Source organism: Paraburkholderia sp. (genome assembly GCF_035948235.1).
Classification (GTDB): domain Bacteria; phylum Pseudomonadota; class Gammaproteobacteria; order Burkholderiales; family Burkholderiaceae; genus Paraburkholderia.
In genome coordinates this window covers 1-23,507 of sequence record NZ_DASZJJ010000228.1, presented here as the reverse complement: position 1 = coordinate 23,507, position 23,507 = coordinate 1, and the positions used below count along the sequence as shown (strand labels likewise).

At 62.6% G+C, this 23,507-nt stretch carries 23 protein-coding genes and 1 tRNA gene; 23 read left to right on the top strand and 1 reads right to left on the bottom strand.

Translation table 11 applies throughout. The annotated features are described in order from the left end of the window. The first annotated feature begins 91 nt into the window (after positions 1 to 91). The 4 genes from ilvC to VG320_RS19830 all read left to right on the top strand — a co-directional run bounded on the left by ilvC (position 92) and on the right by VG320_RS19830 (position 4,665). Positions 92 to 1,108: a ketol-acid reductoisomerase gene (gene ilvC, locus VG320_RS19845; RefSeq protein ID WP_028218528.1), complete on the top strand. Its 1,017-nt coding sequence runs from the start codon at positions 92 to 94 to the stop codon at positions 1,106 to 1,108. A gap of 158 nt (positions 1,109 to 1,266) precedes the next feature. Next, positions 1,267 to 1,920: a phosphatidylserine decarboxylase gene (locus VG320_RS19840; RefSeq protein ID WP_183725400.1), complete on the top strand. Its 654-nt coding sequence runs from the start codon at positions 1,267 to 1,269 to the stop codon at positions 1,918 to 1,920. Positions 1,921 to 1,931: 11 nt separating this feature from the next. Continuing rightward, positions 1,932 to 2,807: a CDP-diacylglycerol--serine O-phosphatidyltransferase gene (gene pssA / locus VG320_RS19835; RefSeq protein WP_327201775.1), complete on the top strand. Its 876-nt coding sequence runs from the start codon at positions 1,932 to 1,934 to the stop codon at positions 2,805 to 2,807. Between the two features lie 310 nt (positions 2,808 to 3,117). Beyond that, positions 3,118 to 4,665 (top strand): 2-isopropylmalate synthase, encoded by a 1,548-nt coding sequence (locus VG320_RS19830; RefSeq protein ID WP_327201773.1) that lies wholly within the window; start codon positions 3,118 to 3,120, stop codon positions 4,663 to 4,665. An 83-nt stretch (positions 4,666 to 4,748) separates the two neighbouring features. On the opposite strand, the gene VG320_RS19825 is transcribed toward VG320_RS19830, so the two are convergent. Then, positions 4,749 to 5,318: a hypothetical protein gene (locus tag VG320_RS19825; protein WP_414696077.1), complete on the bottom strand. Its 570-nt coding sequence runs from the start codon at positions 5,316 to 5,318 to the stop codon at positions 4,749 to 4,751. A 222-nt stretch (positions 5,319 to 5,540) separates the two neighbouring features. Here VG320_RS19825 and VG320_RS19820 point away from each other — a divergent pair, with 222 nt between their 5' ends. From VG320_RS19820 to VG320_RS19730, 19 genes are all read left to right on the top strand, one after another. Next, positions 5,541 to 6,851, top strand: a complete 1,311-nt coding sequence (locus VG320_RS19820; RefSeq protein ID WP_327201772.1) for a branched-chain amino acid ABC transporter substrate-binding protein — start codon at positions 5,541 to 5,543, stop codon at positions 6,849 to 6,851. A 152-nt stretch (positions 6,852 to 7,003) separates the two neighbouring features. Further along, complete coding sequence (gene rpsO / locus VG320_RS19815; protein WP_027795476.1) at positions 7,004 to 7,273, top strand: 30S ribosomal protein S15; 270 nt, start codon at positions 7,004 to 7,006, stop codon at positions 7,271 to 7,273. 348 nt (positions 7,274 to 7,621) lie between these two features. Continuing rightward, positions 7,622 to 9,763 carry a polyribonucleotide nucleotidyltransferase gene (gene pnp / locus VG320_RS19810; RefSeq protein ID WP_327201771.1) on the top strand — a complete coding sequence of 714 codons (2,142 nt, stop codon included), beginning with the start codon at positions 7,622 to 7,624 and terminating at the stop codon, positions 9,761 to 9,763. Between the two features lie 150 nt (positions 9,764 to 9,913). Next, the gene (locus tag VG320_RS19805) at positions 9,914 to 10,930 is read left to right on the top strand and encodes an NAD(P)H-quinone oxidoreductase (protein ID WP_327201770.1); all 1,017 of its coding nucleotides are present in this window, start codon (positions 9,914 to 9,916) and stop codon (positions 10,928 to 10,930) included. Between the two features lie 165 nt (positions 10,931 to 11,095). Continuing rightward, positions 11,096 to 11,878, top strand: a complete 783-nt coding sequence (gene tpiA, locus VG320_RS19800) for a triose-phosphate isomerase (RefSeq protein WP_327201769.1) — start codon at positions 11,096 to 11,098, stop codon at positions 11,876 to 11,878. A 93-nt stretch (positions 11,879 to 11,971) separates the two neighbouring features. Continuing rightward, on the top strand, positions 11,972 to 12,385 hold the full coding sequence (gene secG, locus VG320_RS19795) for a preprotein translocase subunit SecG (RefSeq protein ID WP_327201768.1): 414 nt from the start codon (positions 11,972 to 11,974) through the stop codon (positions 12,383 to 12,385). Positions 12,386 to 12,496: 111 nt separating this feature from the next. After that, positions 12,497 to 12,581 (top strand) — tRNA-Leu (locus tag VG320_RS19790). A gap of 166 nt (positions 12,582 to 12,747) precedes the next feature. Beyond that, complete coding sequence (ndhC, locus tag VG320_RS19785) at positions 12,748 to 13,107, top strand: NADH-quinone oxidoreductase subunit A (RefSeq protein WP_027819583.1); 360 nt, start codon at positions 12,748 to 12,750, stop codon at positions 13,105 to 13,107. A gap of 72 nt (positions 13,108 to 13,179) precedes the next feature. Then, positions 13,180 to 13,659 carry a NuoB/complex I 20 kDa subunit family protein gene (locus VG320_RS19780; protein WP_027819582.1) on the top strand — a complete coding sequence of 160 codons (480 nt, stop codon included), beginning with the start codon at positions 13,180 to 13,182 and terminating at the stop codon, positions 13,657 to 13,659. 22 nt (positions 13,660 to 13,681) lie between these two features. Further along, the gene (locus VG320_RS19775; protein WP_327201767.1) at positions 13,682 to 14,287 is read left to right on the top strand and encodes an NADH-quinone oxidoreductase subunit C; all 606 of its coding nucleotides are present in this window, start codon (positions 13,682 to 13,684) and stop codon (positions 14,285 to 14,287) included. 9 nt (positions 14,288 to 14,296) lie between these two features. Continuing rightward, entirely contained in the window at positions 14,297 to 15,550 is a 1,254-nt protein-coding gene (locus VG320_RS19770; RefSeq protein ID WP_327201766.1) for an NADH-quinone oxidoreductase subunit D, read from the top strand. A 153-nt stretch (positions 15,551 to 15,703) separates the two neighbouring features. Continuing rightward, positions 15,704 to 16,189 (top strand): NADH-quinone oxidoreductase subunit NuoE, encoded by a 486-nt coding sequence (nuoE, locus tag VG320_RS19765; protein WP_144271536.1) that lies wholly within the window; start codon positions 15,704 to 15,706, stop codon positions 16,187 to 16,189. Then, the gene (gene nuoF, locus VG320_RS19760) at positions 16,186 to 17,514 is read left to right on the top strand and encodes an NADH-quinone oxidoreductase subunit NuoF (protein WP_327201765.1); all 1,329 of its coding nucleotides are present in this window, start codon (positions 16,186 to 16,188) and stop codon (positions 17,512 to 17,514) included. The genes nuoE and nuoF overlap by 4 nt, the downstream gene beginning before the upstream one ends. 125 nt (positions 17,515 to 17,639) lie before the next feature. Beyond that, positions 17,640 to 19,973, top strand: coding sequence for an NADH-quinone oxidoreductase subunit NuoG (nuoG, locus tag VG320_RS19755; protein ID WP_327201764.1), 2,334 nt, complete (start codon positions 17,640 to 17,642; stop codon positions 19,971 to 19,973). Continuing rightward, positions 19,974 to 21,038 (top strand): NADH-quinone oxidoreductase subunit NuoH, encoded by a 1,065-nt coding sequence (gene nuoH / locus VG320_RS19750; RefSeq protein ID WP_327201763.1) that lies wholly within the window; start codon positions 19,974 to 19,976, stop codon positions 21,036 to 21,038. Between the two features lie 12 nt (positions 21,039 to 21,050). Continuing rightward, positions 21,051 to 21,539: an NADH-quinone oxidoreductase subunit NuoI gene (gene nuoI, locus VG320_RS19745; protein ID WP_027819575.1), complete on the top strand. Its 489-nt coding sequence runs from the start codon at positions 21,051 to 21,053 to the stop codon at positions 21,537 to 21,539. Positions 21,540 to 21,713: 174 nt separating this feature from the next. Further along, positions 21,714 to 22,424 carry an NADH-quinone oxidoreductase subunit J gene (locus VG320_RS19740; protein WP_103701386.1) on the top strand — a complete coding sequence of 237 codons (711 nt, stop codon included), beginning with the start codon at positions 21,714 to 21,716 and terminating at the stop codon, positions 22,422 to 22,424. Between the two features lie 20 nt (positions 22,425 to 22,444). Continuing rightward, positions 22,445 to 22,750: an NADH-quinone oxidoreductase subunit NuoK gene (gene nuoK / locus VG320_RS19735; protein ID WP_006052894.1), complete on the top strand. Its 306-nt coding sequence runs from the start codon at positions 22,445 to 22,447 to the stop codon at positions 22,748 to 22,750. Between the two features lie 11 nt (positions 22,751 to 22,761). After that, on the top strand, positions 22,762 to 23,507 hold a 746-nt coding region (locus VG320_RS19730; protein WP_327201762.1), incomplete at its 3' end, for a proton-conducting transporter membrane subunit.

Here is a 23,507-nt window from a genome sequence, read left to right as displayed (position 1 = left end):
CCGGATGAAGCGGTGACGACACCCCGGCATCCGGCGCAGCAAAAGCTAATAGCAGTACCGAAATTCACCAGACTCTCGCCAAGGAACCAACATGAAAGTTTTCTACGACAAGGACGCCGATCTCTCCCTCATCAAGGGCAAGCAGGTCACGATCATCGGTTACGGCTCGCAAGGCCACGCCCACGCGCTGAACCTGAAAGACAGCGGCGTGAACGTCACCGTCGGTCTGCGCAAGAACGGCGCATCGTGGAGCAAGGCTGAGAACGCCGGCCTGCAGGTCAAGGAAGTGGCCGAAGCGGTGAAGAGCGCCGACGTCGTCATGATGCTCCTGCCCGACGAGCAGATCGCCGATGTCTACGCGAAGGAAGTTCACGCGAACATCAAGAACGGCGCAGCGCTCGCGTTCGCACACGGCTTCAACGTGCACTACGGCGCAGTGATCCCGCGTGCGGATCTGGACGTCATCATGATCGCGCCGAAGGCGCCGGGCCACACGGTTCGCGGCACCTACTCGCAAGGCGGCGGCGTGCCCCACCTGATCGCTGTCCACCAGGACAAGTCGGGTGCAGCACGTGACATCGCCCTGTCGTACGCAGCAGCGAACGGCGGCGGCCGTGCCGGCATCATCGAAACGAACTTCCGCGAAGAAACCGAAACCGACCTGTTCGGCGAACAAGCCGTGCTGTGCGGCGGTACGGTCGAGCTGATCAAGGCTGGCTTCGAAACGCTGGTGGAAGCCGGCTACGCGCCGGAAATGGCGTACTTCGAGTGCCTGCACGAACTCAAGCTGATCGTCGACCTGATCTATGAAGGCGGCATCGCCAACATGAACTACTCGATCTCGAACAACGCCGAGTACGGCGAGTACGTGACGGGCCCGCGCGTGGTCACGGCTGAGACGAAGAAGGTCATGAAGGACGTCCTGAAGGACATCCAGACCGGCGAATACGCGAAGAGCTTCATCCTTGAAAACAAGGCTGGCGCACCGACGCTGCAATCGCGCCGCCGCCTGGGCGCTGAGCACCAGATCGAAACGGTCGGTGCGAAGCTGCGCGCGATGATGCCGTGGATCGCGGCAAACAAGCTCGTCGACCAGTCGAAGAACTAATCTGACGGAGCGGGCCCGTCTGGCTGTGCGGTTTAACCGCTGCGCAGCCGGCGTACCTGCGTTGTACCCGCGTCAGACTCAACAAAAGCCGCCCAGGTGAGAAGAAGCCTGGGCGGCTTTTGCTATGCTACGGTTTTTATAATAACTGCGAAGCCACCATGAATTACCCCCATCCGATCATCGCGCGCGAAGGCTGGCCGTTCATCGCCATTGCGGCCGTCGTGACGCTTCTGATCCATGCGGTCGCAGGCTTCGGCTACGCATGGCCGTTCTGGCTGATCACGATTTTTGTCGTTCAGTTCTTCCGCGATCCGCCGCGCCCGATTCCGACCCAGGTCAATGCCGTCCTGTGTCCGGCCGATGGCCGCATCGTCGCGGTCGAAACCGCGCACGACCCGTATGCCAACCGTGAAGCGCTGAAGATCAGCGTGTTCATGAACGTTTTTAACGTCCACTCGCAACGCTCGCCCGTGGACGGAGCCGTCGCCAAGGTCGAATACTTCCCGGGCGCGTATCTGAACGCCGCCATTGACAAGGCTTCGACCGAAAACGAACGCAACGCCGTGGTGCTCACGATGGCCGACGGCACGACCGTGACCTCGGTGCAGATCGCGGGCCTGATTGCACGCCGCATTCTCTGCTACGTGCGTGCAGGCGAGCCGCTCTCGCGCGGCCAGCGCTACGGCTTTATCCGCTTCGGCTCGCGCGTCGACGTGTACCTGCCGGTGGGCAGCCGACCGCGCGTGTCGATCGGCGAGAAGGTGTCTGCCTCGTCGACGATCCTCGCTGAACTGCCGACCCAATCGGCATAAGGAGGGTAGCGATGGCCGGACTCAAACCGCGTCGACCCCGTAATCCTGGCAATGCGCCGCTACCGCGGCCGTTTCGCCGCAACAAGGCCATGCAGGAGTCCGTCGGCCCCGCGGCCAGCCGCCGTGCCGCGCGCCAGGAATTCCTGAAGAAGCGCGGCATCTATCTGCTGCCTAACGCATTCACGACGGCGGCGCTGTTCTGCGGTTTCTTCGCGGTCGTGCAGGCCATGAATGTGCGCTTCGAAGTCGCGGCTATCGCCATCTTCGTGGCGATGGTGCTCGACGGCATGGACGGACGGGTGGCGCGCATGACGCATTCGCAGAGCGCGTTCGGCGAGCAGTTCGACAGCCTGTCGGACATGGTCTCGTTCGGCGTTGCGCCTGCGCTCGTGATGTACGAGTGGGTGCTCAAGGACCTCGGGCGCTGGGGCTGGCTTGCGGCCTTCGTGTATTGCTCGGGCGCCGCGCTGCGGCTGGCGCGCTTTAACACCAACATCGGCTCGGTCGACAAGCGCTTCTTCCAGGGGCTGCCCAGCCCGGCTGCGGCTGCGCTGATCGCGGGCTTCGTGTGGCTTGCCACCGACAACCGCGTGCCGGTGAAGCTGTCGTGGCTGCCGTGGGTCGCTTTCGTGCTGACGATCTACGCGGGCGTGACCATGGTGTCGAACGCGCCGTTCTACAGCGGCAAGGCGCTCGACGTGCGTCATCGCGTGCCGTTCGCGGCCACGCTGTTGGTGGTGGTGGCGTTCGTGCTGGTGTCGTCGGATCCGCCGCTGATGCTGTTCGGGCTGTTTGTGCTCTACGGCCTGTCGGGCTATGTGTTCTGGGGCTGGCAGGCGGCACGCGGGCGCAATAATCCGGCGCGCTCGTCGCCAAGAGAGCGGTAGGGCGGTTCAAGTGCCGAAAGAAGAGGGCTGCGCGTGAGCGCGGCCCTTTTTGTTTTTCGCCGCGTCACGGGCGGTCGCCTCCCGATTGCGCTATCGCCGGAATCCGGCTATAGTCGGCTGATGGACACCATCCAGTTCCCCTTCTTCTCTCTTCAAGCCGGCGCGCCCCTACGCACGCTAGCGCTAGCGCGCCTGCCGCGCTGATCTCGCTCGCCCTCCGTAAGCCTCGTTCATTGTCAGCGTCGCCATCGGTGGCGCGAACACCCAAAATCCGTTTTAGACACTGAACAAGTCCCCCCGGAGACCCAAAATGGCAGCAGACAAGCTCATCATCTTCGATACGACCTTGCGTGACGGCGAGCAGTCGCCCGGTGCGTCGATGACGAAGGAAGAGAAGATCCGCATCGCGAAGCAACTCGAGCGCATGAAGGTCGACATCATCGAAGCCGGCTTCGCGGCCAGCTCGAATGGCGATTTCGACGCGATCCACACGATCGCCGGCATGATCAAGGACAGCACGATCTGCTCGCTGGCCCGTGCCAACGACAAGGACATCCAGCGCGCCGCCGACGCGCTCAAGCCTGCCGATCACTTCCGCATTCACACCTTCATCGCCACGTCGCCGCTGCACATGGAGAAGAAGCTGCGCATGTCGCCGGAGCAGGTGCTGGAGCAGGCAAAGCTGGCGGTGCGTTTCGCGCGCAAGTTCACCAACGACGTGGAGTTTTCGCCCGAAGACGGCAGCCGCTCGGACATGGATTTCCTGTGCCGCGTGCTCGAAGCCGTCATCAATGAAGGCGCGACCACGATCAATATCGCCGATACGGTCGGCTACGGCGTGCCGGAACTCTACGGCAACCTCGTGAAGACGCTGCGCGAGCGCATTCCGAATTCCGACAAGGCCGTATTCTCGGTGCACTGCCATAACGACCTCGGCATGGCGGTGGCGAATTCGCTGGCCGGCGTGCAGATCGGCGGCGCGCGTCAGGTCGAATGCACGATCAACGGTCTGGGCGAGCGCGCGGGCAACACTTCGCTCGAAGAAATCGTCATGGCCGTGAAGACCCGCAAGGACTACTTCGGTCTGGATCTGGGCATCGACACGTCGCAGATCGTGCCGGCTTCGAAGCTCGTTTCGCAGATCACCGGTTTTGTCGTGCAGCCGAACAAGGCCGTGGTGGGCGCGAACGCATTCGCCCACGCCTCGGGCATCCACCAGGACGGCGTGCTCAAGGCGCGCGACACCTACGAAATCATGCGCGCGGAAGACGTGGGCTGGAGCGCGAACAAGATCGTGCTCGGCAAGCTCTCGGGCCGCAACGCGTTCAAGCAGCGTCTGCAGGAACTGGGCATCACGCTCGACAGCGAAGGCGAGCTGAACAACGCGTTCGCGCGCTTCAAGGAGCTGGCCGACCGCAAGGCCGAAATCTTCGACGAAGACATCATCGCGATCGTCACCGAAGAATCGGCCGAAGCGCAGGAAAAAGAGCACTACAAGTTCGTCGCGCTGTCGCAGCGTTCGGAAACGGGCGAGCGCCCGCACGCACGCATCGTGTTTTCGGCCGATGGCTCGGAAGTCACGGGCGAGGCTGCGGGCAACGGTCCGGTCGATGCAACCTTTAACGCGATCGAAACCGAAGTGGGCAGCGGCTCGGAACTGCTGCTTTACTCGGTGAACGCGATCACGACGGGTACCCAGGCACAGGGCGAAGTGACCGTGCGTCTGTCGAAGGCCGGGCGCATCGTCAACGGCGTGGGCACCGATCCGGATATCGTCGCGGCCTCGGCCAAGGCGTATATCTCGGCGCTCAACAAGCTGCATTCGGATAACGACAAGCTCAATCCGCAGCGCTCGTAAGCGTTCGCGCTGTCGTTAAAAAACCCCCGTGCTCGTAAGAGTGCGGGGGTTTTGTTTTGTGCGTCGGCTTGAGGTGGGGCCGATCAGAATCGGTTGCGCAGGTCGGGATCGTGCAGCGGATCGGGCGTCTTTTGCGTGAGCCGCAGAATGCCCTGGTCGTCGAAGTAGAAGCTGTAGAGCATGTACCAGACGCCGTCTTCCAGATAACGGTAAGTCCACGCTTCTTTCTTCATCAGCCGGAAGTAGGCGGTTTCTTCCGGGCGGCCGAAGTTCACCAGCACGTCGGTGCGCGTCCACTTGCCGATCTCGGCCTTGTAGAACTCGTTGGGCTGCAGCACCTGACGCACGCTGACGACCTTGCCGCTGCGGTCGATGTCGGCGGCGACGGTGGTTTCGCCCATCGGCTGGGTCGGCCACATCAGGCGTTTGCCGCCGTCGGGCAGGTCGTAGGTTTCGCCCGGCGGCCCGAAGCGGGCGATCACGGCCTGGGCGTCGTCGCCAGCGTGAAACTGCTGCCACGGCGGCACGCAGCCGGCCAGCGCGAGCGTGCCCAGGCTCACGGCGAGCATGCGGCGCGGCAGTGGCAGACGGCGCGTGAACGCCGCCATGCCTGCGACAAGAGCGGTGAGGGTAGAAGAAAGGCGCTTGAGCATGAAGTCTCCCGGGCGCACGCGCGTACGTATCACGAGCGGCTGCAGTGCGCGATTTCGAACGGGTTGGAACCAGCGATCCGAACCAGTTATGGAACCGTTATTTTGACACGGCGCGATTTCGCGGGGTGGCCCGATGAGCGATGCCGGGCTTGCGGCGGCGCGCGTGTGCGTCCTATGATCCGCGCTTCGAATGATCCAGACACGCTAATGAGAGATGAGCGCATGAAATCTCAATACACGCGCAAAGCGTTCGCCTTGTTGGCGACGCTCGCGGCAACGGCGGGGCTGCTCGCGCTGCCCTGCACGAACGCGCAGGCCGCGAATGCTGCAAATGCCGCAAGCTCCGGCAAGCCGATCCAGCTCGCGCTGATCGAAGGCATGTCGGGGCCGTTCGCCGATGCGGGCGCGGCCGTCGAGCGCAATCTGCGCTTTGGCGTGGAGCGCGTGAACGCGGCGGGCGGCGTGGCGCTGCCCGATGGGCGCCATCCGCTGGAACTGGTCGTGCTCGACAGCAAGGGCAGCACCGAAGCCGCGTTGATGCAGCTGCGCGCCGCGCAGGACCGCCATATCGGCTTCATCATGCAGGGCAACAGCTCGGCGGTGGCGGCGGCGCTGATTGCGGCGATCGACCGCCAGAATGCGCGCGAGCCGGACAATCGCGAGTTGTTCCTCAACTATTCCGCCGATGACCCCGCGCTCACCAATGCCAATTGCAGCTTCTGGCATTTCCGCTTCGACGCGCACGCGGGCATGCGCATGGATGCGCTGGCGGACGTGATCGCCGCCGATAAATCGGTGAAGAAGGTCTATCTGCTCAATCAGGACTACAGCTTTGGCCACGACGTGAGCACGCTGGCGCGCGCGGCGCTGGGCAAGCAGCGTCCGGATATTGCCGTGGTGGGCGACGAGTTTCATCCGATTGGCCGCGTGAAGGACTTCGCGCCGTATATCGCCAAGATCCGCGCCTCGGGCGCCGATGCCGTCATCACCGGCAACTGGGGCAACGACCTCACGCTGCTCGTGAAGGCGGCACGCGAGCAGGGCCTCGAAACGCGCTTCTACACGTTTTACGGCAACAGCCTGGGCGCGCCGGCGGCGCTTGGCGATGCGGGCGTCAAGCGCGTGATCGCCGTTGCCGACTGGCACCCGAACGCGGGCGGCGCATCGTCGGATGCCTGGTATCAGGCGTTTCGCGCGCGCTATCCGGCGGCGGCGGACGACTATCCGGTCCTGCGCATGGAAATGCTGGTCGAAATGCTCGCGCAGGCGATCACGAAGGCCGGTTCGGCCGATCCCGAGGCGGTAGCGAAGGCGCTGGAGGGCATGCGTTTCGACAATGGTTTCCATCCGATGTGGATGCGCGCCGACGATCATCAGATGATCCAGCCCCTTTACGTCATGCAGATGGACAAGCAGGGCACGGCGGGCGTGCGCTATGACAACGAGGGCTCGGGCTATGGTTTCCGCACGGTGCTGGCGCTGCCGCCCGAGCGCACTGTGCCCGCGACGACCTGCCAGATGAAGCGGCCTTGAGTCGCGCAAAGCGCCTCTCCAAACCCAGGCGGCTCTCGGTCTGACCCGGCTGTGCTACAATGCTGGACTTGCCGTATTTCACGGTAGGTAAGAATCAAGCACGGCACGGCCTTTCTTCCGTGACCGCTCGTTTGTTTTAAAGGAAAAGCAAAATGTCCGTAGCAGATATCAAGAAGTCCGACATCGTCGCGCAATTCGCGCGCGGCACCGGCGACACGGGTTCGCCCGAAGTTCAGGTTGCACTCCTGACGTCGCGTATCAACGAACTGACTGGCCACTTCAAGTCGCACGCGAAGGACCACCACAGCCGCCGCGGTCTGCTGCGCATGGTGAGCCGCCGCCGTAAGCTGCTCGACTACCTGAAGGGCAAGGACGCTGATCGTTACCGCGCTCTGATCGAGAAGCTGGGTCTGCGCAAGTAATCGCAAGGTCTTGCAAAAAGATGCCTGTGTCAGTTCCACTGATGCAGGCATTTTGTTTTTGAACGGTACGCTTCTCGCGATGCGCACCGGATAGCAGTACAAGGCAGCACAAAGTAGCAAAAGCAGCACAAACGCAGTACTACAAGCAGCAGGGCCGGGCCACGGGGCAGAGTTTTGTGTCATTCCATCGCATCGTGCGGCGCGACAGCGCGCCGCGGCGTGTCCACCGCCGCGCGACGCGCTGGAATGGCATAACACTCCTCTGAACTGCGCGGTGCCGGTTTCTGTCTTGCCGCGCCGTCCGCGTGTGCGGGCGTCGCATAACAAATGAGTAAGGAGTGAGTGACCATGACCATGTTCAATAAAGTCGTGAAGGAATTCAAATGGGGCCAGCACAATGTGCGCCTCGAAACCGGTGAAATCGCCCGTCAGGCGAGCGGCGCCGTCATCGTCGACGTCGAAGACACCGTCGTGCTCGCGACCGTCGTCGGCGCGAAGACGGCCAAGCCGGGTCAAGACTTCTTCCCGCTCACCGTCGACTACATCGAAAAGACCTATTCGGCCGGCAAGATCCCGGGCGGCTTCTTCCGCCGCGAAGGCCGTCCGTCGGAAGGCGAAACGCTGATCTCGCGCCTGATCGACCGTCCGCTGCGCCCGCTGTTCCCGGAAGGCTATTACAACGAAGTGCAGGTCGTGATCCACGTCCTGTCGATCAACCCGGAAGTCCCGGCTGACATCCCCGCGCTGATCGGCGCGTCGGCTGCGCTGGCGATCTCGGGTCTGCCGTTCAACGGCCCGGTCGGCGCCGCACGCGTGGCTTACATCAACAACGAATTCGTTCTGAACCCGACGCGCTCGCAAAGCAAGCAGTCGAGCCTCGACCTCGTGGTCGCCGGCACGGAACGCGCAGTGCTGATGGTGGAATCGGAAGCCGACCAGCTGCCGGAAGACGTGATGCTCGGCGCGGTCGTGTTCGGCCACGAGCAGATGCAAACGGCGATCGACGCGATCCACGAACTCGTGCGCGACGGTGGCAAGCCCGAGTGGGACTGGACGCCGGCCCCGAAGAACGAAGCGCTGATCTCGCGCGTGACGGAACTGGCTCACAGCGACCTGCTCGCCGCGTACCAGCTGCGCGACAAGCAACAACGTTCGGCCAAGCTGAAGGAAGTCTACGCAGCAACGTCGGCGAAGCTCGAAGAAGAAGCGGCTGCGGCCGGCACCGTTGCAGCCGACAAGGCGTCGGTTGGCAACGTCATGTTCGACATCGAAGCAAAGATCGTCCGTTCGCAGATCCTGAACGGCGAGCCGCGTATCGACGGCCGTGACACGCGCACGGTCCGCCCGATCGAAATCCGCACTGGCGTGCTGCCGCGTACCCACGGTTCGGCACTGTTCACGCGTGGCGAAACGCAGGCGCTGGTCGTCGCGACGCTCGGCACCAAGGGCGACGAGCAGATCATCGACGCGCTCGAAGGCGAGTACCGCGACCGCTTCATGCTCCACTACAACATGCCCCCGTTCGCGACCGGCGAAACGGGCCGTGTTGGCTCGCCCAAGCGCCGCGAAATCGGCCACGGCCGTCTGGCCAAGCGCGCGCTTGTCGCGTGCCTGCCGAGCGCTGAAGAATTCGGCTACTCGATCCGCGTCGTCTCGGAAATCACCGAATCGAACGGTTCGTCGTCGATGGCTTCGGTGTGCGGCGGCTGCCTCGCGCTGATGGACGCCGGCGTGCCGATGAAGGCGCACGTCGCCGGCATCGCCATGGGCCTGATCCTCGAAGACAACAAGTTCGCGGTGCTGACCGACATCCTCGGCGATGAAGATCACCTCGGCGACATGGACTTCAAGGTGGCGGGTACGGAAGCTGGCGTGACCGCGCTGCAGATGGACATCAAGATCCAGGGCATCACGAAGGAAATCATGCAGGTCGCCCTCGCGCAAGCGAAGGAAGGCCGTATGCACATCCTGAGCAAGATGACCTCGGCGGTGTCGGGCGTGAACACGGAGCTGTCGGCTTACGCTCCGCGCATGATCACCATCAAGATCAACCCGGAAAAGATCCGTGACGTGATCGGCAAGGGCGGTTCGGTGATCCGCGCGCTGACGGAAGAAACCGGCACGACCATCGACATCTCGGACGACGGCGTCGTGACGATCGCTTCGACTTCGAGCGAAGGCATGGCCGAAGCGAAGAAGCGCATCGAAAACATCACGGCTGAAGTGGAAGTCGGTCAGGTCTACGAAGGCGCGGTTCTGAAGCTGCTGGACTTCGGCGCGATCGTGAACCTGCTGCCGGGCAAGGATGGTCTGCTGCATATCTCCGAGATCGCCAACGAGCGCATCAAGGACATCAACGACTATCTGAAGGAAGGCCAGATCGTGAAGGTCAAGGTCATCCAGACGGACGAGAAGGGCCGCGTGCGCCTGTCGGCAAAGGCACTGCTCAACGAAGGTGGTAACGCACCGCAAGGCGAACCGCAGCAGTAAGGCGGCGAGCTGAAACGGCCGGCAGCGCGATGAGCGCGCCGGCCGTTTTTTTATGAGAATGTAGGTGGGATTGCCGTGCGCGCCGCGTTGCGGGCGCAGCGCCATCCACACCTTGGCACAAGGGCCATTGAGGCCCCTGGGAGACGCGAAATGAAGGCAATCGAGATAACCGAATTCGGTGCACCGGACGTGCTCAAGCTGGCCGAGCGCGCGACGCCGGAGCCGAAAGCCGGCGAAGTGCTGATCAAGGTGAGCGCTTCGGGCGTGAATCGTCCGGACGTGTTCCAGCGCAAGGGCGCCTATGCGCCGCCGCCGGGTATCTCCGACCTGCCGGGGCTGGAGGTCGCGGGCGAAATCGTCGGCGGCAATATCGACGAGAAACACAATCCGTTTGGCCTGAAGGTGGGTGATCGCGTGTGCGCGCTGATTGCGGGCGGCGGCTATGCCGAATACGCGGTCGCGCCGCTCGGGCAATGCCTGCCGGTGCCCAAAGGTCTTACCGATATCGAAGCCGCGTCGCTGCCGGAAACCTTCTTCACGGTCTGGAGCAACGTGTTCCAGCGCGCCCAGTTGGGCCGCGGCGAGGGCGGCGAAAACGAAACGCTGCTGGTGCAGGGCGGCTCGAGCGGTATCGGCGTGACGGCGATCCAGATCGCGCATGCGCTGGGTTTTCGCGTGTTCGCGACGGCCGGTTCGGACGACAAGTGCCGCGCCTGCGAGGCGCTTGGCGCTGAACGTGCGATCAATTACCGCAGCGAAGATTTCGTGGAAGTGGTGAAGGCGCTGACCCACGATCGCGGCGTGGACGTGATCCTTGACATGGTGGCGGGCGGTTATGTCGCGCGTGAACTGTCGGCGCTCGCAACGGGCGGCCGTATCGTGCTGATTGCGACGCTCGGCGGCTCGAAGGGCGAGATCAACATGGGCGAGATCCTGCGCCGCCGCCTGACGATCACGGGTTCGACCCTGCGCGCGCGCTCGGTGGAGTTCAAGGCGCAGATCGCGGGCGACCTGAAGGCGCAGGTGTGGCCGCTGATCGAAGACGGGCGTATCAAGCCGGTCGTCTACAAGGTGTTCCCGGCCGAACAGGCCGCCGAAGCGCATGCCCTGATGGAAAGCAGCGAACACGTCGGCAAGATCGTGCTTGCCTGGAATCAGGCGGCGTAACAGCCGCCTGGGGACCGCTTTTGGGTTCGTGCTTGATTTTCCTGGCTTTTTTCCTGGCTTTTCGACGCAATTTTTGGCGCGTCAGGGGCGGGCCAGTTTGACCCGCTTCAATTACACACAGTAAAATGATGTGTTTTGCGTCCGCTTTTAACAGCAACCGAAACAATGACGAAACAACGATCGAAGCTCGTAGTCGGTAACTGGAAGATGCATGGTCGCCTCGCGGCCAACGCAGCATTGCTCGAAGGTGTCGCGCAGGGCGCCCAGGCGCTGCCGGCCGACGTGCGCGTCGGCGTGTGCGTACCGTTTCCCTATCTCGCGCAGGCGCAGGCGCTGCTCGGCGGCAGCCGGGTGGTGTGGGGCTCGCAGGATGTCTCGGCGCACGAGCAGGGCGCCTACACCGGCGAAATCGCCGCGGGCATGGTCGCTGATTTCGAAGCCGGCTTTGCGATTGTTGGTCATTCGGAGCGTCGCGCATATCACGGCGAAAGCTCGGAACTCGTTGCGGTGAAGACGCAGCGCGCGCTGGCGGCTGGCGTCACGCCGATCGTCTGCGTGGGCGAGACGCTGGAAGAACGCGAAAGCGGCGCAACCGAGCAGGTGGTCGGCGCGCAGCTCGATGCGGTGCTGGCGGTGCTGTCGGAGCAGGAAGCGGCGCAAATTGTTGTCGCTTACGAACCGGTGTGGGCGATCGGCACGGGCAAGAGCGCAACGTCGGAGCAGGCGCAGCAGGTGCATGCGTTCCTGCGCGCGCGTCTGGCGGCCAAGGGTACGAATGTGGCGGACGTGCCGCTGCTGTACGGCGGCAGCGTGAAGCCGGACAATGCGGCGGAGCTGTTCCGTCAGGCCGATATCGATGGCGGCCTGATCGGCGGCGCGGCGCTCAAGGCACAAGATTTTCTCGCGATCTGCACGGCCGCTGCGGCGGTCGTCAGCGTCGCGGGCTAAGGTTCGCGCACGGCGCCTCTCGCGAGGGTCGTGCCGGCTTATTCTGCGCATCCTCGCGGGAGGATGCGTTCAACCAGGACTCAGGTGAGTGTGATGCTGTATTTGAAAACGTTGATTATCGTCGTCCAGCTTCTGTCGGCGCTCGGGGTGATCGGCCTCGTCTTGCTGCAGCACGGCAAAGGCGCGGACATGGGCGCGGCCTTTGGTAGCGGCGCGTCGGGCAGCCTCTTTGGCGCAAGCGGTTCCGCGAACTTCCTGTCGCGTACCACTGCAGTTCTCGCAACGGTCTTTTTCGTGTCGACGCTTGCGTTAACTTACCTGGGGTCGTATCATGCGAAGCCTTCGGCGGGCGTGCTTGGCGCTTCGGCACCAGCCCCGGTCGTAGCTTCGGCGCCGGTCGCAGCGAGTGTTTCCGCAGCGTCCAATGCAAGCGTTCCGGCAGCAGCTTCGGCGGCTGCAGCATCGGCTAACGCGGCTTCGGCACCTGGCAACGACGTTCCGAAATAAGTTTCAAAAATCTGTTTTTGTGCATTGAACAAACGGCGAGAACAGGTTAGAATTTAAGTCTTGAAGCGATTCGCGGGTTTCAATAAATTGTTGTCCCGGATTGCATGTAGTGCCGTCGTGGTGAAATTGGTAGACACGCTATCTTGAGGGGGTAGTGGCGAAAGCTGTGCGAGTTCGAGTCTCGCCGACGGCACCAATGTATTCGATAAAATGCCAGCCGCTTGCTTCATCAGCTTCGGCTGGCATTTTTGCTTTATACGCCGTGTTTGTTTTGTTCGCAGCGCGAAGCACGTAAAGCATTTCCCGCGGAGCGACCAGAAGTTCTCCTGCGGAACCTCAGAACCAACCGATAGAGGATAGCCTTGAACCTCGCTACCTATTACCCCGTCCTGTTATTCCTTCTCGTAGGTCTTGGTCTGGGCGTGGCGTTGGTCAGTATCGGCAAGATCCTCGGTCCCAATCGGCCCAACAGCGAAAAGAATTCACCGTACGAGTGCGGCTTTGAAGCGTTCGAAGACGCACGCATGAAGTTCGATGTACGGTATTACCTCGTGGCCATTCTCTTCATCATCTTCGACCTCGAAACGGCATTCCTGTTTCCGTGGGGCGTTGCCCTGCGCGACATCGGCTGGCCGGGTTTCCTGTCGATGATGCTGTTTCTGCTCGAATTCCTGCTGGGCTTTGCCTACATCTGGAAGAAAGGTGGTCTCGACTGGGAATGACGGGTTAAATCGCCGGATAGCATGGGCGGCACTGTGGGGACACTGCAGGCCGTCCGCTGGAGTGGAAAGCACATGAGTATCGAAGGGGTCTTGAAGGAAGGGTTTGTCACCACTACGGCTGACAAGCTGATCAACTGGACGCGCACTGGCTCGCTGTGGCCAATGACGTTCGGCCTGGCGTGTTGCGCGGTCGAAATGATGCACGCGGGCGCGGCCCGTTACGACCTCGACCGCTTCGGCGTGGTGTTTCGTCCGAGTCCGCGTCAGTCCGACGTCATGATCGTCGCCGGCACCCTCTGCAACAAGATGGCGCCCGCGCTGCGCAAGGTCTACGACCAGATGGCCGAGCCGCGCTGGGTCATCTCGATGGGGTCCTGCGCCAACGGCGGCGGTTACTACCATTATTCGTATTCTGTCGTACGCGGTTGCGATCGTATCGTGCCGGTCGACGTCTACGTGCCCGGTTGCCCGCCCACAGCGGAAGCTCTCGTCTACGGGGTGATCCAGTTGCAGGCGAAGATTCGCCGCACTAGCACCATCGCCCGTCAATAAAGGCCAACGGCTCCCCCACAATATGGCAAGCAAACTCGAGACCCTGAAAGCGAACCTCGAAGCGGCCCTTGGTGCGCGCGTCGTCAGCCTCACTGAAAAGCTCGGTGAGTTGACCTTGGTCATAAAAGCGGTAGATTACCTGAATGTCGCGACAGAATTGCGCGACAATCCGTCGCTGCGCTTCGAACAGTTGATCGACCTTTGCGGCGTCGACTATCAAACCTTTGGTGACGGTGCCTGGGACGGCGCGCGTTTTGCGGCTGTTTCGCACCTGCTCTCCATCACGAACAACTGGCGTCTGCGTCTGCGCGTATTCGCGCCGGACGACGACGTGCCCATCGTTCCCTCCGTCGTAGAGATCTGGAATTCGGCCAACTGGTACGAACGTGAAGCGTTCGACCTGTTCGGTATCGTCTTCGAAGGTCACCCCGACCTGCGCCGTATCCTGACCGACTACGGTTTCATTGGCCATCCGTTCCGCAAGGACTTCCCGGTCTCCGGCTATGTAGAGATGCGATATGACCCGGAGCAGAAGCGGGTAGTCTATCAACCGGTTACGATCGAGCCGCGCGAGATCACGCCGCGTGTGATCCGCGAGGATCGCTACGGTGGTCTGAGGAAACACTAAGAGGGTCGCATGTCAGAGATCAAGAACTACACGCTCAACTTCGGCCCGCAGCACCCGGCAGCGCACGGTGTGCTGCGCCTCGTGCTCGAGCTCGACGGCGAAGTGATCCAGCGCGCCGATCCGCACATCGGCCTGCTGCATCGCGCGACCGAAAAGCTCGCCGAAAGCAAGACCTTCATCCAGTCGGTGCCGTACATGGACCGTCTCGACTACGTGTCGATGATGGTCAACGAGCACGGCTATGTGCTCGCCATCGAAAAGCTGCTCGGCCTTGAGGTGCCGATCCGCGCGAAATACATCCGCGTGCTGTTCGACGAAATCACCCGTGTGCTGAACCACCTGATGTGGATCGGCTCGCACGGGCTCGACGTCGGCGCGATGGCGGTGTTTCTCTACGCGTTCCGCGAGCGCGAAGACCTGATGGACGTCTATGAGGCGGTGTCGGGCGCGCGCATGCACGCAGCGTACTACCGTCCGGGCGGCGTCTATCGCGATCTGCCAGACGCAATGCCGCAATACAAGGCGTCGAAAATCCACAACGAGAAAGCACTGGCGAAGATGAACGAAGCTCGCCAGGGCTCGGTGCTGGACTTCATCGACGACTTCTTCACGCGCTTCCCGGGTTGTGTCGACGAGTACGAAACGCTGCTCACCGACAACCGTATCTGGAAGCAGCGTCTGGTGGGCATCGGCGTGGTGAGCCCCGAGCGCGCCATGCAACTCGGTCTGACCGGCGCGATGCTGCGCGGCTCGGGCATCGAGTGGGATCTGCGCAAGAAGCAGCCGTACGAAGTCTACGACCAGCTGGATTTCGACATCCCGGTGGGCGTGAACGGCGATTGTTACGACCGCTATCTCGTGCGTATCGAAGAAATGCGTCAGTCCACCCGGATCGCGAAACAGTGCATTGAGTGGCTGCGCAAGAATCCTGGCCCCGTGATGGTCGACAATCACAAGGTTGCGCCGCCGTCGCGCGTGAACATGAAGTCGAACATGGAAGAGCTGATTCACCACTTCAAGCTCTTCACGGAAGGCTTCCATGTGCCCGAAGGCGAGGCTTATGCAGCCGTCGAGCATCCGAAGGGCGAATTCGGCATCTACCTGGTGTCGGATGGCGCGAACAAGCCGTATCGTCTGAAGATCCGCGCGCCGGGTTATGCCCACCTGTCCGCGCTGGATGAAATGGCGCGCGGCCACATGATTGCCGACGCGGTCACGATCATCGGCACGCAGGACATTGTGTTCGGTGAAATCGACCGCTAGGTAGCAAACTGCCGGCGCGCCCGCAGGTGCGGAGCGCGCGGCGAAATACCGGGAACGCCACGTCTGTCGCAGCGAGCAGGAATGCACAACGCGCGGCAGGAGTTTGTCTGGCGGGAATTGAAACGGTAGGAATTGAAAGAGTCGTGTCTGAAAATGATCTCAGCTGAAGGCCTGAAAGAAATCGATCGCGCGCTGTCGAAGTACCCCGCCGATCAGCGACAGTCCGCCGTGATGGCGGCTTTGGCCGTTGCTCAAGAGGAGCATGGCTGGCTGTCTCCCGAACTGATGCAGTTCGTGGCCGACTACATCGGCATGCCGCCGGTTGCCGTCCAGGAAGTCGCCACCTTCTATACGATGTTCGAGACCCGGCCGGTCGGCAAGCACAAGATCACGCTCTGCACGAACCTGCCGTGCCAGCTCGGCCCGGATGGCGGTGCGGAAGGCGCCGCGGACTATCTGAAGCAGAAGCTCGGTATCGACTTCGGCGAAACCACGCCCGACGGCAAGTTCACCTTGAAAGAAGGTGAGTGCATGGGCGCGTGCGGCGACGCACCGGTGCTGCTCGTGAACAACCACCGCATGTGCAGCTTCATGAGCCGCGAGAAGATCGACCAGCTGCTTGAGGAGCTTGCCAAATGACTGCGTTGCACGACCGTCACATCAAACCCCTGATTCTCGCGGGCCTCAATGGCGAGAACTGGCATCTTCAGGACTACGTGGCGCGCGGCGGTTACGCCCAGCTGCGCCGTATCGTCGAAGAAAAAATCCCGCCCGAGCAGGTGATCGCCGACGTGAAAGCGGGCGGTCTGCGCGGCCGTGGCGGCGCGGGCTTCCCGACCGGCCTGAAGTGGAGCTTCATGCCGCGTCAGTTCCCGGGGCAAAAGTATCTCGTCTGCAATTCGGACGAAGGCGAACCGGGCACGTTCAAGGATCGTGACATCCTGCGTCTGAACCCGCACGCGGTGATCGAAGGCATGGCCATCGGCGCGTACGCGATGGGCATCACCGTGGGCTACAACTACATCCACGGCGAAATCTTCGAGGTGTATCGCCGCTTCGAGGCCGCACTCGATGAAGCGCGCGCCGCGGGCTTCCTGGGCGACAACATTCTCGGTTCGGACTTCTCGTTCCAGCTGCATGCGCACCATGGCTATGGCGCGTATGTGTGCGGCGAGGAAACCGCGCTGCTCGAATCGCTCGAAGGCAAGAAGGGCCAGCCGCGCTTCAAGCCGCCTTTCCCGGCGAGCTTTGGCGTCTACGGCAAGCCCACCACGATCAACAACACCGAAACCTTCGCGGCCGTTCCGTTCCTGCTGACCGTCGGTCCGCAGGCGTACATGGAACTCGGCAAGCCGAACAACGGCGGCACCAAGATCTTCTCGATCTCGGGTGACGTGGAGCGTCCGGGCAACTATGAGATTCCGCTCGGCACGCCGTTCGCGACGCTGATGGAACTCGCCGGCGGCGTGCGCGGCGGCAAGAAGCTCAAGGCCGTGATTCCGGGCGGCTCGTCGGCGCCGGTTATTCCGGGCGATCTGATGATGCAGACGAACATGGACTATGACTCCATCGCCAAGCAGGGCTCGATGCTCGGCTCCGGCGCGGTCATCGTCATGGACGAAACGCGTTGCATGGTGCGCTCGCTGCTGCGCCTCTCGTACTTCTACTACGAAGAGTCGTGTGGTCAGTGCACGCCTTGCCGCGAAGGCACGGGCTGGCTCTATCGCGTGGTGAACCGTATCGAGCACGGTCTTGGCCGTCAGGAAGATCTGGATCTTCTGAACTCGGTGGCGGGCAACATCATGGGCCGCACGATTTGCGCGCTGGGCGATGCAGCGGCCATGCCGGTGCGCGGCATGCTCAAGCATTACTGGGACGAATTCGAATATCACGTGCACAACAAGCGTTGTCTCGTCGGCGGTCATGCCGGCTCGCACGCGGCTACGGAGACCGTGGCCGCCTGAGAAGGCGAGTAGGGATGGCGCGTGGTGCCGTGGTGTGTTCACCGCGTGGCACGACGCAACGGCGATGAAAGCGGGGAATGCCGCTGTGAAATTGAGCGGTAACAGGTTAGGGACGATTAACCATCATGGTTGAACTTGAAATAGACGGCAAGAAGGTGCAGGTGCCCGAGGGCAGCATGGTGATCCAGGCTGCGCAGCGCGTGGACACGTACATTCCGCACTTCTGCTATCACAAGAAGCTGTCGATCGCGGCCAATTGCCGGATGTGTCTCGTCGATGTCGAAAAGATGCCGAAGGCCGTGCCCGCGTGCGCGACCCCGGTGTCGCAAGGCATGATCGTGCGCACGACGTCGGACAAGGCCGTGCAGGGCCAGCAAGCCGTGATGGAATTCCTGCTGATCAACCACCCGCTGGATTGCCCGATCTGCGATCAGGGCGGCGAGTGCCAGCTGCAGGATCTGGCGGTAGGTTACGGCAAGTCGGCGTCGCGCTTCAGCGAAGAAAAGCGCGTGGTGTTCCACAAGAACGTCGGCCCGCTCATCTCGATGGAAGAGATGTCGCGCTGCATCCACTGCACGCGCTGCGTGCGCTTCGGCGACGAAATCGCCGGCGTGATGGAGTTCGGCATGCTCGGCCGCGGCATGCACTCGGAAATCAGCACCTTCCTCGGCAAGACCGTGGATTCGGAACTCTCGGGCAACATGATCGACCTGTGCCCGGTCGGCGCGCTTACGAGCAAGCCGTTCCGCTTCTCGGCGCGTACCTGGGAACTGTCGCGCCGCAAGTCGGTGAGCCCGCACGACTCGACGGGTGCGAACCTCGTCGTGCAGGTGAAGAACAACCGCGTGATGCGCGTGCTGCCGTTCGAGAACGAAGCCGTCAACGAATGCTGGATCTCGGACAAGGACCGCTTCTCGCACGAAGGCCTGAACGCCGAAGATCGCCTCACGCGCCCGATGATCAAGCAGGGCGGCGAGTGGGTCGAAACCGACTGGCAAACCGCGCTGGAATACGTGGTCAAGGGCATTCGCGGCATCAGCGACGATCATGGCGAGAACATGCTCGCCGCGTTGGTCAGCCCGCATAGCACGCTCGAAGAACTGCAGCTCGTGAAGCAGCTCGCGGACGCGATCGGCACGCCGAACGTCGACTTCCGCCTGCGCCAGAGCGACTTCTCGGCGCCGCTGGAAGGCGCGCCGTGGCTCGGCACGAAGATCGCCGATCTGTCGTATGCCGATTCCGCCTTCATCGTTGGCTCGTTCCTGCGTCGCGACCACGCGCTGTTTGCTGCGCGTCTGCGGCAGGCCGCGAAGGGTGGCGCACAGGTGGCGTTCCTGAACGCGACGGGCGACGCCTCGCTGATCCCGAACGCGCAGCGCATCGTCGCAGCGCCCTCGGCATGGCTCGACGAACTGGCTGCGATCGCCGCCGCGGTTGCTGAAGCGAAGGGCGTGGCACTGCCCGAAGGCTTCGCTGGCGCGCAAGCGACCGAAGCTGCGAAGCAGGTGGCTGCCTCGCTCGCAAGCGGCGAGCGTCGCTTCGTGCTGCTCGGCAATGCTGCCGTTCAGCATCCGGAATTCTCGCGTCTGCACGCTGCCGCGCAGTTCATCGCCGACACCACGGGCGCGACGCTCGGCTTCCTCACCGAAGCCGCCAACACGGTCGGCGCGCACCTCGTAGGTGCACTGCCGGGCCGCGACGGTCTGAACGCTCGCGAAGTGTTCGAGCAGCCGCGTAAGGGTTATCTGCTGTTCAACGTCGAACCCGAATTCGACTCGGCCAACCCGGCTGCCGCGCGCGCAGCGCTCGCGCAGGCCGAAATGGTCGCGGTGTTCTCGCCGTTCAAGACCGGTCTCGACTACGCCGACGTGCTGCTGCCGATCGCGCCGTACACGGAAACGTCGGGCACCTTCGTCAACGCCGAAGGCACGGTGCAAACCTTCAACGGCGTGGTGCGTCCGCTCGGCGAAACGCGCCCGGCCTGGAAGGTCCTGCGCGTGCTGGGCACGCTGCTGGGCTTGCCGGGATTCGAATACGACGCCGCTGAAGAAGTGCGCCGCAAGGCCATCGGCGACGGCAGCTTCGAAGCGCGTCTGTCGAACAAGACCGGTGCCGCGGTTGCACGCGGCAGCGTCGCGAAGGCGGCGGAAGGCCGCTTCGAGCGCATCGCCGATGTACCCATCTATCACGCCGACCCGATCGTGCGCCGCTCCGAAGCGCTGCATCTCACGACGGCCGCGCGCGTGGCGAACACGGTCGGCCTGCCGGCTGCGCTGTTCGACCAGCTCGGCCTGAAGGAAGGCGACGCCGTGCGCGTGCGCCAGGGCGAACTGTCGGTGACGGTGCCCGCGACGCGCGATGCGAATCTTGCGCCGACGGCCGTGCGTCTTTCGGCGGCGACGCCGGCCGGCGCGCAGCTCGGCAGCCTGTTCGGTGAACTGCTGGTGGAGAAGGCGTAAATGAGCTTGTTCGATACGATCAATGCAGGCGGCAACCAGCTGCTCGGCGTGGCGTGGCCCACGGTGTGGGCGCTGGTGCGCATTCTCGTCGTCGCGGTGGTGATCCTGCTGTGCGTGGCCTACCTGATTCTGTGGGAGCGCAAGCTCATCGGCTGGATGCACGTGCGTCTGGGCCCGAACCGCGTCGGCCCCGGCGGCATGCTGCAGCCGATCGCCGACGTGCTGAAGCTGCTGCTCAAGGAAGTGATCCAGCCCGCCCAGGCGAGCCGCTGGGTCTATATGGTCGCGCCGATCATGGTGGTGGTGCCGGCTTTCGCGGTCTGGGCGGTGATTCCGTTTCAGGCGGGCGCGGTGCTCGGCGACATCAACGCGGGTCTGCTCTATGTGATGGCGATCTCGTCGTTCGGCGTCTACGGCGTGATTCTCGCGGGCTGGGCCTCGAACTCGAAGTATGCGTTCCTCGGCGCGATGCGCGCCGCGGCACAGATGGTTTCGTATGAAATCGCGATGGGCTTCGCGCTCGTCGTGGTGCTGATGGTCTCGGGCAGCCTGAATCTCTCGGACATCGTGCGTCAGCAGATGCAAGGCATGTTCGCGAGCCACGGCATCACGTTCCTCTCGTGGAACTGGCTGCCGCTGCTGCCGATGTTCGTCGTGTACTTCATCTCGGGCCTCGCAGAAACCAACCGTCACCCGTTCGACGTGGTGGAAGGCGAGTCGGAAATTGTCGCGGGTCACATGGTCGATTACTCGGGGATGGGCTTCGCGCTCTTCTTCCTCGCCGAGTACATCAACATGATCGTGATCTCGGCGCTCACGTCGGTGCTGTTCCTTGGCGGCTGGAGCGCACCGTTTGGCTTCCTCGACTTCATCCCGGGCATCTTCTGGCTCGTGCTGAAGACCTTCTTCTTCCTGTCGGTCTTCATCTGGGCACGTGCGACGTTCCCGCGCTTCCGCTATGACCAGATTATGCGTCTGGGCTGGAAAGTGTTCATTCCGGTGTGCGTGGTGTGGCTGATCGTGGTCGGCTTCTGGTATATGTCGCCGCTGAGCATCTGGAAATAAGGGGGCGACGCAATGACCGCTATTCAACAGTTTTTCAAGACGTTCTTCCTGACCGAGTTGCTCAAGGGCCTCGCGCTGACGGGTCGTTACACCTTCAAGCGCAAGGTCACGGTGCAGTTCCCGGAAGAAAAGACCCCGATGTCGCCGCGTTTTCGTGGCTTGCATGCGCTGCGCCGCTATGAAAATGGCGAAGAGCGCTGCATCGCGTGCAAGCTGTGCGAAGCCGTGTGCCCGGCGATGGCGATCACCATCGAATCGGACGTGCGCGCCGACAATACGCGCCGTACGACGCGCTACGACATCGACCTGACCAAGTGCATCTTCTGCGGTTTCTGCGAAGAAAGCTGCCCGGTCGATTCGATCGTCGAAACGCACATTCTCGAGTACCACGGCGAGAAACGCGGCGATCTGTACTTCACGAAGGAAATGCTGCTGGCTGTCGGCGACCGCTACGAAGCGCAGATCGCGGCGAACAAGGCAGCAGATGCACCGTACCGTTGATCTTCAGTTTGACGCTGCATCGGCCCGCGGTGCGGGCCGGCTGCGGGGCACGCTCGCGCCTGAAAACGCCGCGACTCCGCATGCCGCCCGACGCGGCGCGGCGCTCCCTGGTCTGGCCGCCAGTTTGCGCTGCGCAATCCGCCTTATGATGGCCTCAACGATGAACCAGTAATCATGGAATTCACGACCGTCCTGTTCTACATCTTCGCGCTGTTGCTCACGCTATCAGGCATGAAGGTGATCACCGCGCGCAATCCTGTCTCGTCTGCGCTCTTTCTCGTGCTCGCGTTCTTCAACGCGGCCGCGGTCTGGATGCTGCTGGAGGCCGAATTCCTCGCAATCCTGCTGGTGCTCGTCTACGTGGGCGCGGTGATGGTGCTGTTCCTGTTCGTCGTGATGATGCTGGACATCAACGTCGACGTGCTCAGCCGCGACTTCAAGCGCTTCATTCCTGTCGCGACCATCGTCGGCGCGATCATGGTGGTCGAAACCGCGCTGATCCTCTGGCACGGCTATGGCGCGACCACCACGCCGGTGGCCGACGGGTCGCTGGCGGCAGTGTCCTCGGGTGCGATGTCGAACACGCATCTGATCGGCAAGATCATTTACACCGATTACATCTTCGCTTTTGAAGTCGCCGGCCTCGTGCTGCTGGTGGCGATCGTCGCGGCGATCGGCCTGACCGTGCGCGAGCCGAAGGACAGCAAGCGCCAGGACGTGTCGAAGCAGGTCGCCGTGCGTGCCAAGGACCGCGTGCGCATCGTCAAGATGCAGGCCGTGGTCGAAGTGCCGGAAGTCGAGGAGCCCGCGCCGGCAGACGCCGCTGCGGCAGCACCGGCAGCCGCGCCTGGCGCCGCCCCGGCCGCGCCCGCAACGAAGAGCTAAGCGCGAAGGAGCGAACCACTATGTTGACCCTGGCCCATTACCTCGTCCTCGGCGCGATCCTTTTTGCGATCTCGATCGTTGGCATCTTTTTGAATCGGCGCAACGTCATCATCATCCTGATGGCGATTGAGCTGATGCTGTTGGCGGTGAATACGAACTTTGTCGCGTTCTCGCATTACCTCGGTGACGTTCACGGACAGATTTTCGTGTTCTTCGTGCTTACAGTTGCGGCGGCGGAAGCTGCAATTGGTCTGGCTATTCTTGTGACTCTGTTCCGCAGCCTCGACACGATCAATGTCGAGGATCTCGATCAGCTCAAAGGTTAAGGCAGGCTGCTATGGCTACGACACTCAACGAAAACTTGCTGCTGGCTATTCCGCTGGCGCCGCTCGCCGGTTCCCTGATTGCCGGTCTGTTCGGCAAGACTGTGGGGCGCGCGGGCGCGCATACGGTCACCATTCTCGGCGTCGCGGTGGCGTTCGTGCTTTCGTGCATGACGTTCTTCGACGTACTCAACGGCGCGAGCTTCAACGCGACCGTGTACGAATGGATGTCGGTGGGCGGCCTGAAGTTCGAAGTCGGCTTCCTGATCGACTCGCTCACGGCGCTGATGATGATCGTCGTGACCTTCGTGTCGCTGATGGTGCACATCTACACGATCGGCTACATGGCGGAAGAAGAGGGCTACCAGCGCTTCTTCTCGTACATCGCGCTGTTCACGTTCTCGATGCTGATGCTGGTGATGGCCAACAACTTCCTGCAGCTGTTCTTCGGCTGGGAAGCGGTGGGTCTGGTTTCGTACCTGCTGATCGGCTTCTACTTCAAGCGTGAAAGCGCCATCTACGCGAACATGAAGGCGTTCCTTGTGAACCGCGTAGGCGACTTCGGCTTCCTGCTGGGCATCGGTCTGCTGCTCGCGTACGGCGGTTCGCTGAACTACAACGACGTGTTCGCGAAGGGCCACGAACTCGCCGCGCTGACGTTCCCGGGCACCTCGTGGAACCTGCTGACGGTCTCGTGTATCTGCCTGTTCATCGGCGCAATGGGTAAGTCGGCGCAGTTCCCGCTGCACGTTTGGCTGCC

Bases quoted from the DNA above. Each gene is read 5' to 3' on its own strand.
- VG320_RS19820 (WP_327201772.1), top strand. From the start codon at position 5,541: ATGAAATCTCAATACACGCGCAAAGCGTTCGCCTTGTTGGCGACGCTC.
- nuoG (WP_327201764.1), top strand. From the start codon at position 17,640: ATGGTTGAACTTGAAATAGACGGCAAGAAGGTGCAGGTGCCCGAGGGC.
- VG320_RS19840 (WP_183725400.1), top strand. From the start codon at position 1,267: ATGAATTACCCCCATCCGATCATCGCGCGCGAAGGCTGGCCGTTCATC.
- nuoE (WP_144271536.1), top strand. From the start codon at position 15,704: ATGATCTCAGCTGAAGGCCTGAAAGAAATCGATCGCGCGCTGTCGAAG.
- nuoF (WP_327201765.1), top strand. From the start codon at position 16,186: ATGACTGCGTTGCACGACCGTCACATCAAACCCCTGATTCTCGCGGGC.
- nuoK (WP_006052894.1), top strand. From the start codon at position 22,445: ATGTTGACCCTGGCCCATTACCTCGTCCTCGGCGCGATCCTTTTTGCG.
- VG320_RS19825 (WP_414696077.1), bottom strand. From the start codon at position 5,318: ATGCTCAAGCGCCTTTCTTCTACCCTCACCGCTCTTGTCGCAGGCATG.
- nuoH (WP_327201763.1), top strand. From the start codon at position 19,974: ATGAGCTTGTTCGATACGATCAATGCAGGCGGCAACCAGCTGCTCGGC.
- VG320_RS19805 (WP_327201770.1), top strand. From the start codon at position 9,914: ATGAAGGCAATCGAGATAACCGAATTCGGTGCACCGGACGTGCTCAAG.
- VG320_RS19775 (WP_327201767.1), top strand. From the start codon at position 13,682: ATGGCAAGCAAACTCGAGACCCTGAAAGCGAACCTCGAAGCGGCCCTT.
- VG320_RS19830 (WP_327201773.1), top strand. From the start codon at position 3,118: ATGGCAGCAGACAAGCTCATCATCTTCGATACGACCTTGCGTGACGGC.
- rpsO (WP_027795476.1), top strand. From the start codon at position 7,004: ATGTCCGTAGCAGATATCAAGAAGTCCGACATCGTCGCGCAATTCGCG.
- nuoI (WP_027819575.1), top strand. From the start codon at position 21,051: ATGACCGCTATTCAACAGTTTTTCAAGACGTTCTTCCTGACCGAGTTG.
- pnp (WP_327201771.1), top strand. From the start codon at position 7,622: ATGACCATGTTCAATAAAGTCGTGAAGGAATTCAAATGGGGCCAGCAC.
- VG320_RS19780 (WP_027819582.1), top strand. From the start codon at position 13,180: ATGAGTATCGAAGGGGTCTTGAAGGAAGGGTTTGTCACCACTACGGCT.
- VG320_RS19740 (WP_103701386.1), top strand. From the start codon at position 21,714: ATGGAATTCACGACCGTCCTGTTCTACATCTTCGCGCTGTTGCTCACG.
- tpiA (WP_327201769.1), top strand. From the start codon at position 11,096: ATGACGAAACAACGATCGAAGCTCGTAGTCGGTAACTGGAAGATGCAT.
- VG320_RS19770 (WP_327201766.1), top strand. From the start codon at position 14,297: ATGTCAGAGATCAAGAACTACACGCTCAACTTCGGCCCGCAGCACCCG.
- ilvC (WP_028218528.1), top strand. From the start codon at position 92: ATGAAAGTTTTCTACGACAAGGACGCCGATCTCTCCCTCATCAAGGGC.
- pssA (WP_327201775.1), top strand. From the start codon at position 1,932: ATGGCCGGACTCAAACCGCGTCGACCCCGTAATCCTGGCAATGCGCCG.
- secG (WP_327201768.1), top strand. From the start codon at position 11,972: ATGCTGTATTTGAAAACGTTGATTATCGTCGTCCAGCTTCTGTCGGCG.